Consider the following 13,841-nt stretch of genomic DNA (forward strand, 5'->3'; position numbering starts at 1 on the left):
GTGATTACCCTAATGTCTAGCGGTCGAGATCGCTTGAAATCGACGCGCCACAAGATGTTGTTTGAATATAGAAGAAGGTTGGATAGTCATATCTAGCCTTCTTTTTTTGTTTGTTAAATGTTAAATTTTCTTCCAATTTGTTTCGCTAATTGGTAATAATTAACTACCTGCACAAGAAGCGTGCAGAATTGACAACAATGAGTCGCCGAGGTTATTGGCGCATATACCCGTCCTACTTGAAGTTGCAGCGGTGTTGATTGGCACTCACAAACCTCATCACATAGTACATCTATGCTCAGAGGCTTTGTTCCTTTGTCGCCTACCTGCATCTCCAAGTTGTTTGGGTATACAACATCCAACCAATGCTTAAATCAAGGAGTTAAGATGAAAGCAGGCAAAGTCATCGCAAGTATCGTTCTCGCGAGCGCAGCATTACTCTCTTCTCACAGTATCATGGCAAAAACCGCCACGGTCGCCGTATCACAAATCGTAGAACATCCAGCCCTCGATGCCACTCGTGAAGGTTTAATTGATGGCCTCAAAGCGCGCGGTTATGAGCAAGGCAAAAATCTTGAGTTTGATTATAAAACCGCGCAAGGCAATCCCGCGATTGCGGTGCAGATTGCCCGTCAATTTGTCGGGGAAAGACCCGATGTCCTCGTCGGTATTGCGACACCCACCGCCCAAGCGTTGGTCGCAGCAACGCGCGATATTCCTGTGGTGTTTACCGCAGTAACGGATCCTGTCGGCGCCAAATTGGTGAATCAGCTAGAGCAGCCAGGAAAAAACGTAACGGGCTTATCTGATTTATCCCCAGTTGCTCAGCACGTTGAACTGATTAAAGAAATTCTACCTGACGTTAAAACGATCGGTGTGGTTTACAACCCTGGGGAAGCGAATGCGGTGGCCCTGGTGAATCTATTAAAAGACAGCGCTAAACAGCACGGTATTGAAATTATTGAAGCAACGGCTCTGAAAAGTGCAGATGTGCAATCGGCAACACAAGTGATTGCAGCCAAATCGGATGTCATTTATGCCGCAACAGACAATACCGTGGCGAGTGCTTTTGAGGGCATGATTGTCGCGGCAAATCAATCAAAAACCCCCGTGTTAGGCGGTGCGACGTCTTATGTTGAGAAAGGTGCGATCGCTGGGCTTGGTTTTGATTACTATCAAGTGGGCGTGCAAACGGCGGCCTATGTGGCGGACATTCTCGAAGGCAAAGCCCCTGGCACTCTGGATGTGAAAGTGGCAGAGGGCTCCGATTTAGTCGTGAATACTAAGGTCGCGAAAGCGCTGGGTATTGAAATTCCAACGTCTGTTTTAGAGCGCGCGACGAGCGTTAAGTAAAGCATTGGCATGATAGGGCAATGCGTTCATTGCCCACTTTGCCAATCGAACCGACCATTGATGACCATTATGTGATTCGTGATGACGGTTAACCTAGATTGGCATTAAGCAGAGAAGGGAGTTCGTATGTCTGCTTTTGCATTTTTCGGTGCGCTTGAAATTGGCCTTGTTTATGGCTTGGTCGCGCTGGGCGTTTACCTGACTTTTCGTGTGCTTGATTTTCCAGATCTGAGTGTTGATGGCAGCTTTCCGATGGGAGCCGCGGTTGCGGCCACCGCGATTGTTGCTGGAATCAACCCTTGGCTAGCGACGGGAATGGCGGTTATTGCGGGGGCAATGACGGGTTGGGTGACGGCATTTTTAGCCGTTCGTTGCGGTATTCTACATCTACTGGCGTCGATCTTGACCATGATTGCCGCTTTTTCCATTAACATTCGCATTATGGGCGGTCCCAATACTCCGTTACTTGGGCAAGAAACCATTTTAACCCCATTTGAAGCGTTGGCGGATCCGGTCTACGTTCGCCCACTTGTTGTTGGCGTATTGGTGTTGATTTCTGCGTGGTTCGTGGTGCGCCTGCTCAATAGTGATTTTGGTCTTGGTCTTCGAGCCACTGGCGTCAATGCGCGCATGGTCTCAGCTCAAGGCGGAAGCACGTCTTTCTATACCTATTTTGGCCTTGCTTTATCGAACGGTTTCGTTGGGTTCGCCGGGGCGCTGTTTGCTCAAACCAATAGCTTTGCTGATGTAACGTCAGGTGTCGGTACGATTGTGGTGGGTTTAGCGGCGGTCATTCTAGGCCAAACGTTGATCCCGGGTCGTAAAATTTGGATTGCAGTGGTGGCCGTTATCGTGGGGTCAGTGCTTTATCGACTCGCGGTTGCCTTTGCCTTGAGTTCGGGCATGTTTGGCTTACAAGCATCAGACCTGAATCTTGTGACCGCCGTATTGGTCGCACTGGCGCTTATTGCTCCAAAAATTAGGAGTAATATGCGGGCAAAAAAGCGTAGTTCGCCCAGCGCGGCGACGGTAAAAACCAAAGGGTCAGGAGAAGCGGTATGATTCGTCTCGAAGATATTCAAGTCACCTTTAATCCGGGCACTGTTCTCGAAAATAGAGCGTTGAAAGGGATTCATTTAGAAGTACCAGAGCACCAGTTTCTAACGGTGATTGGCTCTAATGGTGCGGGCAAATCGACGCTGCTCGGCGCGGTGACCGGAGAAACCCCAATTGTGGGTGGGCGAGTGTTGATTGATGAACTTGATGTGACCCGACAAACGGTGGCACAGCGAGCCAATCAATGTGCGCGTGTATTCCAAGACCCGCTGGCGGGTACGTGTGGTGATCTCACCATTGAAGAGAATATGGCTTTGGCGTACATGCGCGGTAAGCGCCGTGGTTGGAGTCATTCACTTTCGACGAATCGCCGTAAATTGTTCCAAGAACGAATCAGCATTCTAGGCCTTGGCTTGGAAGATCGCCTTGGAGACAACATTGGCTTGCTGTCTGGTGGGCAACGCCAAGCGGTGAGTTTGGTGATGGCAACACTCTCAGACAGTAAATTGTTGTTGCTCGATGAGCATAGCGCCGCTCTTGATCCACGCATGGCGGCTTTTGTTCTGGATCTGACTCGTCGGATTATCGGGGAATTTAATCTTACCGTGATGATGGTGACGCACTCTATGAAGGATGCTTTAGCTTGTGGTGATCGCACAGTGATGCTGCATCAGGGCGAAATTGTCTTGGATGTTGCTGGGGAAGAACGTGCCAATATGGCGGTGCCGGATTTGCTCGAAATGTTCTCTAAAGTGCGCGGTGAAGAGTTGGCCGATGACAGTTTGCTACTGAGTTAAGATAAGTATAATTTTTCGGTTAAAACGATTCAGTTCAAACAATAAAAATCACCCCATCAGGCGGGCCCGCCTGATGGGGTGATTTTTTTAAAGTCAGATGTTATCGCACTAATAAGCGCCGCTTAGCCATGTAAGCTATCGCGGTAGTACGTGATACGTTCAACAATGGGTTCTGCTTTATTGAAGGTACGAATTTCACGGAATAAGTCAGCCGCTTCAGGGTATTGGTTGCGTAGGTAGGCGAACCATTGCTTGATGCGATTTGGGTAATACAACCCTTTGTCACCCTTCATTTCATATTGAGAGTAAACCAACATCAATTCAACCACTTCAGACCACGGCATAATGGTGGCGTTGTGTTTGACCACGTTACCCAAGTTTGGCACGTTGAATGCACCACGACACACCATCAGTGAATCGATGCCGGTGGTTTCAATACACGCTTGGCCATCTTGGTAGTTCCAAATTTCACCATTAGCAATCAGTGGAATGGAACTGCGTTGACGAATTTGGTTGATGTAATCCCATTTTATTTCACTGGCTTTATAACCGCCAGATTTGGTGCGAGCATGAACGGTGAGCTCATTGGCACCAGCAGATTCAATGGCGCTGACGATCTCAAAGCAGTCGTCAGGGTTTTCCCAACCTAAGCGGATCTTTGCCGAGACAGGAATCGAATCATCAACGGCGTCGCGGCAGGCTTTAACGACGCTATGAATCAGCTCAGGGTGCTGCAATAACGCCGCGCCACCTTTGCTTTTGTTGACCAATTTAGCCGGGCAACCAAAGTTGAGATCAATGCCTCGTGCGCCAAGCTCTGCGGCCGCCACAGCGTTTTCCGCCATCCAGTGAGGATCTTGTCCTAGTAATTGAATGTGAACGGGTACGCCAGATTTGGTTCGTGAGCCTTGATCTAATTCAGGGCAAAGACGCTTAAAGACGTGTTCAGGTAAGCGCTGATCGACCACGCGCACAAACTCAGTGACACACAGATCGTAGTCATTGATGTCTGTTAAAATCTCACGCATTAGGTGATCTAAAACGCCCTCCATAGGGCCCAAAACAACTCGCATACAAAAACGCCTCCAGTTAGGGAGGCGTGATTTTAATGATTAATAAGCGCGAAGTCACTTTTTACTGCGATAAGGCCTTTATCAAAAGAGGTCAAGCAGGATTGTTTGAGTTATTGCCTTGCACTTTGAACGTAAATTCACCCGTTAGAGGGGAATACAGCATCGTCGGCATTTTTTCGTCTAGATCAAAACCTGTTGTGTAGTGATACGTGCATTCACCGCTTCCCTTGTACCAAGTCGCGATGTCGGCGGTTGAGGGTAATATCGTGCCTGTATCGCCACTCGCCCCGTAGGCACGGATGGTTAAATCAACATCCATGAGTGCATGCCATAACTCCGCACAATTTTCACCCGTCACTGGGTACTTCGAATTGGCCGCTTTACCAACCGAAATTGGAAAACCGGCCTCTGATGGAAAAATATTGCCTTCGCCATAATCAACGGACTGTTCAGGACTCGGTTCACCTTCAACCAGCCATTTGTTATGGAATAGGTTAACCGCTGACTGAAAACTGGCAAAAGCACTATCAGCGGTTGAGAGATGAGCTTCTCTTTCATAATTTATAAAGCGAGGAAATGCGACCACCGCGAGGATCGCAAGGATCACGATGACCACCACCAGCTCTATGAGCGTAAAGCCGGATTGATTATTCTTATTCATAGTATTTTCGCAGAAAAATATAAATGTAAAAATTTGTTTCAGCCGAATAGTGCGCTAATTTTGTATAAAATAAAAGTTTAAATGACGTAATGAGCATTCGGTTGGGCTGGTGTTCATTTGCTTGGCTTGGTCTGATTGTGCTCAGCTTGCTAATTAGTGACCGAGGAACGACGGCAAGGTATAATCACCGGCTACGAAATTTAAAATGAAAATGGTCATGAACTATCAACTTATTTCTTTAACGAATACTACTTATCAAGAATCGCCAATATTTGTTGAAGGTGTGGTGCTTGCCGCCAATTTGGCAACAAAAGCATTGCAACCAGAGTCGTGGCTAGAAGAGGTGTTTGGTGAACATGCCGCAGAGCTAAACAGCGCAGTGGTTGGACAAATTAATCATCAATACAGTTTTTTGAAGTGCAATGAGTATTCACTACAAAGCTTAGTCTCTGGTGATAATCAAGCAGAAAAGCTTGCCGATTTTGCTCAAGGCTTCATGGCATTGTGGCCTACCATTGAAACACAATGGCTAGAGACTAACATTAGTGATGGTACGCTGCGCATGCTGCAAGCCTTGTTAACCACGTTTATGTTGGCGCTTGATGAAGAGCAAACGCACGCTCAAATGAAAGAAGCGGGTATTGATACGCCGCCGACGGTTGCTGACTTTATCGAACAACTGGATTTGATGGTCAATGAAGTTGCACAAGCGGCGGATGAGGCCCTTGTTGGAGCGAAGGGACAAAGCGTTAATCCATACAAAACGATAGGTCGTAATGATCCTTGCTCGTGTGATAGCGGCAAAAAATTTAAGCAATGCTGCGGAAAATAATCGCAACATAATTGCCTTTCTCCGGTCATAACTCGATATAAAAGGCGCTATCACCGTCAGGTAAATAAATTTCAGGAATGAATCAATGAAAAAATTAGCACTACTGTTTTTAGCGAGCTTTTCTGTGTGGGCGACGCCACAACAGGAACTGAGTGAACGTTTACAAAAGACCGATGGATTTAGCGCAGACTTTGCTCAGCAGGTGATTAGCCCTGAAGGTGATGTAGTGATGGAAGGCCAAGGTGATGTAGAAATCGCACGCCCAAGTCTGTTTCGTTGGACAACGACACTGCCGGATGAAAACGTTTTAGTTTCTGACGGAGAAACACTGTGGTATTACAGCCCGTTTATCGAGCAAGTGAGTATTTACTGGCAAGAGCAAGCAACAGAGCAAACGCCGTTTGTTTTGTTAACTCGTAATCGCGCTAGCGATTGGGATAACTACAACGTTAGCCAACAAGGTGACCTGTTCACGTTGACGCCAACCGCATTGGACAGTAATCAAGGTCAATTCAAATTGGAAATTGACGCCAAAGGCGCGGTAAAAGGTTTCCGAGTGATTGAGCAAGATGGCCAAACCAGCCAGTTCAGCTTTACTAATATTGATTTGAATAAGCCTAATGCCGATCGTTTTACCTTCGCAATTCCGCAAGGTGTCGAGGTTGACGACCAAAGGAACTAATCGTTGAGTAACTACTTGTTTGATTTTTCTGGGGATGAAGATTTTCGTCCTCTTGCGGCCAGAATGCGCCCACAAACGTTGGACCAATATATTGGTCAACAACATATTTTGGGTGTGGGTAAGCCGTTGCGTCGTGCGCTTGAAGCGGGTCATATCCATTCAATGATCTTGTGGGGCCCTCCGGGCACCGGCAAAACTACGTTAGCGGAAGTTGCGGCGAATTACGCTAATGCGGAAGTGGAGCGTGTTTCTGCGGTCACCTCTGGTGTCAAAGAGATCCGAGCAGCAATTGAGCGTGCGCGTGAGAACAAACTTGCAGGTCGTCGCACCATCTTGTTTGTGGACGAAGTACATCGCTTTAATAAATCGCAGCAAGATGCTTTTTTACCGCACATTGAAGATGGCACGGTGACGTTTATCGGTGCAACAACCGAAAATCCATCCTTTGAGTTGAACAACGCATTACTTTCTCGTGCTCGGGTTTATAAACTGACATCTCTGGCGAGCGCGGATATTCAATTGGCGCTGCAACAAGCGATCAATGATAAAGAACGGGGTTTAGGCGATGTGCCGGCGACGTTTGTCGATAATGTGCTGGATCGTCTGGCGGAGCTAGTAAATGGTGATGCGCGTATGTCGCTTAATTACCTTGAACTGCTCTACGATATGGCGGAAGAAAACGAGCAAGGTGAAAAGCTGATAACCTTGCCATTGCTGGCAGAAGTCGCGGGTGAAAAAGTCTCTCGTTTCGACAACAAAGGCGATATTTGGTACGACCTTATTTCAGCGGTACACAAGTCTATCCGTGGCTCTAACCCTGATGCGGCTTTGTATTGGGCTGCGAGAATGATGGCGGCGGGCTGTGATCCGCTTTATATCGTGCGTCGCTTATTGGCCATTGCGTCTGAAGATGTCGGCAATGCTGACCCGCGCGCGATGCAAATTGCCATTTCAGCTTGGGATTGTTTTACCCGAGTTGGCCCTGCCGAAGGCGAGCGAGCGATCGCTCAAGCGATCGTTTATTTAGCCTGCGCACCAAAAAGCAACGCTGTTTATACCGCTTGGAAGCAAGCTCTCACCGATGCTCATAACTTACCTGAGTATGAAGTACCGCATCATCTGCGCAATGCACCGACCAACTTAATGAAAGATTTGGGTTATGGCGCGGAGTATCGTTACGCCCATGATGAGCCGGGAGCCTACGCCGCTGGCGAGCAGTATTTACCACCGGAAATGTTAGGCAGACGTTACTATCAGCCGAGCAATCGTGGCTTAGAAAGCAAAATCGGCGAAAAGTTAGATTACTTGGCTAATTTAGACGCAAATAGCCCACAAAAGCGCTATGAAAAGTAGTCGTTTTTGGATACATTTATTCGGTTAAATTATATAACGCGTGTGTGTGGAACGTACGCGTGTTTTCACAACTCAAAGCATAGGATTAACAATGCTGGATTCTAAATTACTTCGTACAGAGCTGGATGATACAGCTGCTAAACTGGCGCGCCGTGGCTTTAAGCTAGACGTAGAGACAATCCGTACCCTTGAAGAACAACGCAAGTCGATTCAAGTCGAAGTTGAAAATTTACAATCCACGCGTAACTCGATCTCCAAGCAAATTGGCCAAAAAATGGCGGCTGGTGATAAAGAGGGTGCTGAAGAGATTAAAAAGCAAATCGGTACACTAGGTAGCGATCTAGAAGCGAAAAAAGCTGAACTTGATGCTTTAATGGCGCAACTAGACGACATCACGCTTTCTCTACCAAACATCCCTTCTGATGAAGTGCCAGACGGTAAAGATGAAAATGATAACGTTGAGATCTCTCGCTGGGGTGAGCCAAAAGCTTACGACTTCGAACTGAAAGATCACGTTGACCTAGGTGAAATGGCTGATGGTCTAGATTTCGCAAGTGCGGTTAAAATTACCGGCGCTCGCTTTATCGTAATGAAAGGCCAGTTTGCTCGTCTTCACCGTGCTATCGCTCAGTTTATGCTTGATCTTCATACAGAAGAGCATGGCTACACTGAAATGTACGTGCCTTACCTAGTCAACTCAGAGAGCTTGTTTGGTACGGGTCAGCTACCAAAATTTGGTAAAGACCTATTCCATACTGAACCGCTAGCTGAGAAAGTGAACGACGAAGAGCCACGTAAACTGTCTTTGATCCCAACCGCTGAAGTGCCTGTCACTAACTTAATGCGCGATACGATTTCTGATGAAGCCGATCTGCCGCTTAAGATGACAGCGCATACACCTTGTTTCCGTTCAGAAGCGGGTTCTTACGGTCGTGACACTCGTGGTCTTATCCGTATGCACCAATTCGACAAAGTAGAATTGGTTCAAATCACTAAGCCTGAAGATTCAATGGCTGCGCTAGAAGAGCTAACGGGTCACGCTGAGAAAGTACTGCAATTGCTAGAACTTCCTTACCGTAAAGTTGTGCTTTGTACTGGTGATATGGGCTTCGGTTCTCACAAAACTTACGATCTAGAAGTATGGGTTCCTGCACAAGAAACTTACCGTGAGATCTCTTCATGTTCAAACATGTGGGATTTCCAAGCTCGTCGTATGCAAGCGCGCTTCCGTCGTAAAGGCGAGAAGAAACCTGAATTGGTTCACACGCTAAACGGTTCTGGCCTAGCGGTTGGTCGTACTATGGTTGCTATCCTAGAAAACAACCAAGAAGCAGATGGCCGTATCCGCGTTCCAGCAGTGCTTCAGAAATACATGAACGGTGCTGAATACATCGGTTAATCACGGTTTATAGATTGATAAAACCGGCCCTCGAGGCCGGTTTTTTTGTATCTGTTATCTAGGGGGGGGTGAAAGATCATCATGTGATGTAAGTTAACTGTCATTTTTATCAATTTGAGAGGTAAAACGTGGCTGAGATTGGCGTGAGACACTATGCTCTGCCCATTCATGATAGGAACAAGTAACGCTACGCTGGGTATCTGCTCAAGCAGTAGAAGTGCGATGCGATTGAATATGAAAACAGGAAACGTATCTGCTGTTTAGATCACGAGTCGCATTTTACTTACCAATGCAGTGAACAACGTGCCGCTGCAAATAAACCCATGCAGTGGACAAAAGTAATACAGCGCATTCTTAATCGGTGAGAATAGAATAGCCACTTATCTCGCCTTCGCTGTATCAAACTGGCATCATCGCCCAAAATGAAGCAAAACGTCTTCGCACAATAACGAGTACATTATTTTGAATGCTGAACGCAAAGCTGTCTTGATTTTAGTTTCCGCAACGGTTCTCTCTGCGTTCGGTTGGATTTTTTCTAAAGAAGCGATTCAAGGTCTGCCGCCTTTTGGTTTTGTTGGATTAAGATTTACGATCGCGTCTTTATGCTTACTGCCATTTTGTTACAAGGCACTGCGTCGCGCGAGTTGGCATGACGTGCGCTCTGCCGCAACAGTCGGCTGCTTGTTAGCGATGGCATTGATGAGTTGGATTCATGCCATTTCCATCAGCGAAACGCTGGGTGAGGGCGCGTTTATCCTCAGCTTGTCGATGTTGATGGTGCCATTTGTTGCATGGATACTCTTTAAACAAAAGCCAAAACGTATTTTTTGGTTCTCACTACCTATCGCATTTATAGGCTTAGCGTTTCTGTCGCTCAAAGATGGCTGGCAAGGTTCTATCAGCCAATTTTGGTTTTTGCTCAATGCGGTCATATTAGCGATTTACTTCAATATCAATAGTAAGTATTCGCAAACCTTGCCAATCATGTTGTTGACTTGCATTCAGTTGTTTGTGACAGGGATGATCGGCTTAGTCGCCAGTGCGTTGTTTGAGACAGTGCCGGTGTCGGTTGAACCTTCCATTTGGGGTTGGTTTGCCGCCAGTACCATTTTGGCGACAGCAATGCGTTATGTGATGCAGACGATGGCGCAAAAGCAGATCAACCCGGGCAATGCGGCGCTCATTATGATTCTAGAGCCGGTATGGACGGTGTTTCTGAGTGTCATCTGGTATGGCGAAGAATTGTCTCGCAACAAGTTGATTGGCTGCGGTTTGATTTTGTTCTCACTGATCCTCTACCGAACCGATGGTAAGTTGATCCCCCAGTTCGTTAGACGAAAGCAGCAATAATGAAATAAAAAAACCGGCCCTCGAGGCCGGTTTTTGCATTTTGCTTAGAAGAGAATTAAAGACTCATCTCACCACGCAATACTTGCTGCATTTGTTGTTTGACTTGCTCGTAGCTTAAGCCTTGGCTAAGTAGGTAATGCAGTTTGGCAAGTGCAGCTTCTGGCGTCATATCAAAGCCACTGATTACCCCGGCTTCTGCCAGCGCACAGCCTGTCGCATAACCACCCATGTTTACTTTACCTGCTAAACACTGCGTTAAGTTCACCACGATCACGCCGCGTTGAGAGGCGTCTTTTAAATGCGCCAATAAATCTGGGTTTTGTGGTGCATTACCGACGCCAAAGGTCAGTAAAATCATTGCATTTACAGGTTGCATCAAGGTGTTGCGAATCACTTCGTGAGAAATGCCAGGGTACATGGTGATCACGCCAATCGGTTGTGGGGTGATGTCATGGACTTTGAATTCGCCTTCAGGCTGAGCATCAACCGTTATCTCATTGCTGATCTGGATGTTGATACCCGCTTCCAGCAGTGGCGGCAGGTTTGGCGACGTAAACGCATTAAAACCGTCGGCATGTGATTTGGTACTACGGTTGCCGCGCATCAGCTTGTTATTGAAGAACAAGGTGACTTCATTGATCGGGTAATTTGCCGCGATGTGCAGGGCGTTAAGCAAGTTTGCTTGACCGTCTGAACGCAGTTCAGCTAAGGGGATCTGTGAACCCGTCACGATCACCGGTTTGCTAAGATTTTCCAGCATAAACGATAGCGCTGACGCTGTATACGCCATGGTGTCGGTGCCATGTAGGATCACAAAACCATCGTATTTATCGTAGTTGGCACGAATATCGTCCGCGATTTGTTGCCAGTCAGCGGGCGTCATATCCGACGAGTCGATCAGCGGCTCGTATTCATGGATGGTAAATTCCGGCATTTCCGGGCGATGAAACTCTGGCATGCTTGCAAGCTGTTTTTCCATAAAGCCGGCAACCGGCACGTAGCCGTGGTCATGTGACTTCTGCATACCAATGGTGCCGCCAGTGTAGGCGATATAAATGTGTTTTCTTACCATTGCTCGAAACCAGTGAAGTGTAGGGGGAACAGACTCGAGGATTATAACGAAATATGAGCTAATAAAAAGGGGCACTGCTTAGCAACAATGCCCCTGTGGGAGGTGAGTTCACTTGCGGCGGTCTAATCGCCCAATTAGTAAGCGGTTATTGAACTTGGCAGTTTAAACAAAAAGCATACTGACCTTTGGGATCATTGAAGCTTTGCAATAAGCTTGCATCTTGGTTCAGCTGTTGTACGACCGGCTGTAATGCTGGTGGTAACAATGCGCTCACATCAAGGCCCAGAGATACGTGCACTTGATTCATAAACTCTTGCATAAACTGTTGTGCTGGCGTTAATGGCTCTTCAATCCAATAGATGTTGTAGCGGTCTAGTTTGGCGAGCTCAGCCGCTAATACCACAGCATCATCAAAATCACCCATTTTATCGACTAAGCCAAGGCGAAGTGCGTCTTGCCCTGTCCATACTCGACCTTCTGCAATCCCATCCATCTTATCTAGAGCGATATTACGGCTTTGGCTAACCAGATTCACAAAGCGGTGGTAGCCATGTTCGATACCAAGTTGGAACGCATCTGCGGCCTTTTCAGGAATTCCTGTTGTCACGCCAATGCCAGAGAATGGGGACGTCCCGACACCATCGGTATACACGCCAATGTTGTTGAGTCCTTTTTCAAAGGTGGTAATCACACTGAAAATACCGATCGAGCCAGTGAGTGTGGTTGGTTGTGCAACAATGCGGTCTGCGCTGGTCGAGATCCAATAACCGCCCGAAGCCGCTAGGCTCGACATGGATACCACCACCGGTTTACCGGCTTCTTTTAGAGCTTCAATCTCATTGCGAATAACCTCTGAAGCAAACGCGCTGCCTCCTGGGCTATCAACACGCAGGACAACGGCTTTTACGTTATTGTCGTTACGCGCTTCACGTAATAAATAAGCAACGGTGTCACCACCAACGGTACCGCGTGGTTGCGTGCCATCCATAATCGCTCCGCTCGCCACGACGACGGCGATATCATCGTTATTGGCATTAAAGCTTGGTTGAAGGGTGGCAGAATATTGGTAGTAATCGACGTAGTGGTAGCTATCGTCGCCATTGCTGCCAAACACATCAATCATGGCTTTACGCACTTCTTGGCGCGTCGCCAGTTCATCGACTAGCCCCGTTTTTAACGAGAGCGCCGCGAGATCACCATTCGCTTCTTTCAACAGAGTGAGAAACTCATCCATACTAGGATTGAACGTTGCGTTATCGATAGAACGATTGGTCGCGACATCATCCACATACGCTCCCCACAACTGACCTAACCAAAGCGATGCGGACTCTTTTGCTTCTTGGGACATATTATCACGGATAAACGGCTCAATCGCGGATTTATAGGTACCCACGCGGAAGACATGCGTGTTGACATCAAGCTTTTCAAGCAAGGTCTTATAGTACATCGAGTAAGCACTGTAGCCCTTAATCATCACCGCACCATCTGGTGCTAAGTAGATTTTGTCGGCATAGCTGGCGAGGTAATACTGGCTTTGGTTATAAAAACTACCCGCGGCATAGATGGGTTTACCTGCTGCCTTGAATTCGTTTAACGCTTTAGCGATATAACGCAACTTGGTTAAATTGGTTTCTGGCATATCACCGAGCGACAAAACGATGCCCGAAATCATAGGGTCATTTTTGGCGTGACGTACGGTTTCAACGATATCAAACAGAACATTTTCGCGAGGTAAATCATTACCAAAGAGCGAGCTGCTCAGTGAATCGAGTGGATTACTGTAGGTCGACTGCTCAACAATAGGACCGGATAGATTTAGGATCAGTGCGGATGGCTGTTGCTGCGTTGGTTCTGGTGATTCGGCGCTTGAATAAATGAAGTAGAGAGCCGCGATCACAACGAGGAAAAGAAGATTGGCGATGGCCAAACGGACAAAGGTAATCAGTTTCCAAATACCTTTGAAAAAGAGGCCGATATACTTAAATATTGTTTTCATTGTTTCTCCGCTGTGCGCGACATCAATCACCAAGATGCCTTGTCATAACCCGATTTCAACTTTGCAGCGATCTTGTTATGAAAAAGACACAGTGTTAAGGCCGCTTATACCAATCTAGATAAGTTTGTTCGCCGTTACTTTCAATAATAAGAATGTTCAAACACTTATTTAGGGGGATATAAATTCCTAGTTTATAACGACATCCTACTGAAACTCATAG

At 47.0% G+C, this 13,841-nt stretch carries 12 protein-coding genes; 8 read left to right on the forward strand and 4 right to left on the reverse strand.

Annotated features, from left to right (window positions below):
• Window positions 1-384 precede the first annotated feature (384 nt).
• The 3 genes from OJ16_RS04990 (at window position 385) to OJ16_RS05000 (ending at window position 3,203) form a co-directional block, all read left to right on the forward strand.
• Window positions 385-1,350: an ABC transporter substrate-binding protein gene (locus OJ16_RS04990; protein WP_040988028.1), complete on the forward strand. Its 966-nt coding sequence runs from the start codon at window positions 385-387 to the stop codon at window positions 1,348-1,350.
• Window positions 1,351-1,476: 126 nt separating this feature from the next.
• Window positions 1,477-2,412 carry an ABC transporter permease gene (locus OJ16_RS04995; RefSeq protein ID WP_040988030.1) on the forward strand — a complete coding sequence of 312 codons (936 nt, stop codon included), beginning with the start codon at window positions 1,477-1,479 and terminating at the stop codon, window positions 2,410-2,412.
• On the forward strand, window positions 2,409-3,203 hold the full coding sequence (locus OJ16_RS05000) for an ABC transporter ATP-binding protein (RefSeq protein ID WP_040988032.1): 795 nt from the start codon (window positions 2,409-2,411) through the stop codon (window positions 3,201-3,203). The genes OJ16_RS04995 and OJ16_RS05000 overlap by 4 nt, the downstream gene beginning before the upstream one ends.
• A gap of 122 nt (window positions 3,204-3,325) precedes the next feature.
• Here the strand turns inward: OJ16_RS05000 and dusC are convergent, their stop codons facing one another.
• Both dusC and OJ16_RS05010 read right to left on the reverse strand, forming a co-directional pair.
• Complete coding sequence (gene dusC / locus OJ16_RS05005; protein WP_040988034.1) at window positions 3,326-4,276, reverse strand: tRNA dihydrouridine(16) synthase DusC; 951 nt, start codon at window positions 4,274-4,276, stop codon at window positions 3,326-3,328.
• 91 nt (window positions 4,277-4,367) lie between these two features.
• Window positions 4,368-4,937: a prepilin-type N-terminal cleavage/methylation domain-containing protein gene (locus OJ16_RS05010; protein ID WP_040988036.1), complete on the reverse strand. Its 570-nt coding sequence runs from the start codon at window positions 4,935-4,937 to the stop codon at window positions 4,368-4,370.
• A gap of 217 nt (window positions 4,938-5,154) precedes the next feature.
• Between OJ16_RS05010 and OJ16_RS05015 the strand changes: the two genes are divergently transcribed.
• The 5 genes from OJ16_RS05015 to OJ16_RS05035 all read left to right on the forward strand — a co-directional run bounded on the left by OJ16_RS05015 (window position 5,155) and on the right by OJ16_RS05035 (window position 10,553).
• Window positions 5,155-5,769, forward strand: a complete 615-nt coding sequence (locus tag OJ16_RS05015) for a YecA family protein (protein ID WP_040988814.1) — start codon at window positions 5,155-5,157, stop codon at window positions 5,767-5,769.
• An 85-nt stretch (window positions 5,770-5,854) separates the two neighbouring features.
• Complete coding sequence (lolA, locus tag OJ16_RS05020) at window positions 5,855-6,451, forward strand: outer membrane lipoprotein chaperone LolA (RefSeq protein ID WP_040988037.1); 597 nt, start codon at window positions 5,855-5,857, stop codon at window positions 6,449-6,451.
• Between the two features lie 63 nt (window positions 6,452-6,514).
• Window positions 6,515-7,804 (forward strand): replication-associated recombination protein A, encoded by a 1,290-nt coding sequence (locus tag OJ16_RS05025; protein ID WP_328286855.1) that lies wholly within the window; start codon window positions 6,515-6,517, stop codon window positions 7,802-7,804.
• A gap of 91 nt (window positions 7,805-7,895) precedes the next feature.
• Window positions 7,896-9,203 carry a serine--tRNA ligase gene (serS, locus tag OJ16_RS05030; protein ID WP_040988039.1) on the forward strand — a complete coding sequence of 436 codons (1,308 nt, stop codon included), beginning with the start codon at window positions 7,896-7,898 and terminating at the stop codon, window positions 9,201-9,203.
• Window positions 9,204-9,665: 462 nt separating this feature from the next.
• Window positions 9,666-10,553, forward strand: a complete 888-nt coding sequence (locus tag OJ16_RS05035; protein ID WP_040988040.1) for a DMT family transporter — start codon at window positions 9,666-9,668, stop codon at window positions 10,551-10,553.
• Window positions 10,554-10,608: 55 nt separating this feature from the next.
• Here the strand turns inward: OJ16_RS05035 and ansA are convergent, their stop codons facing one another.
• Both ansA and sppA read right to left on the reverse strand, forming a co-directional pair.
• Window positions 10,609-11,625: an asparaginase gene (ansA, locus tag OJ16_RS05040; RefSeq protein ID WP_040988041.1), complete on the reverse strand. Its 1,017-nt coding sequence runs from the start codon at window positions 11,623-11,625 to the stop codon at window positions 10,609-10,611.
• A gap of 145 nt (window positions 11,626-11,770) precedes the next feature.
• A complete protein-coding gene (gene sppA, locus OJ16_RS05045) occupies window positions 11,771-13,621 on the reverse strand; it encodes a signal peptide peptidase SppA (protein WP_040988816.1) in 1,851 nt (616 codons plus the stop codon).
• Between the last annotated feature and the right edge of the window lie 220 nt (window positions 13,622-13,841).

This window comes from Vibrio renipiscarius (assembly GCF_000827885.1).
Classification (GTDB): Bacteria; Pseudomonadota; Gammaproteobacteria; order Enterobacterales; family Vibrionaceae; genus Vibrio; species Vibrio renipiscarius.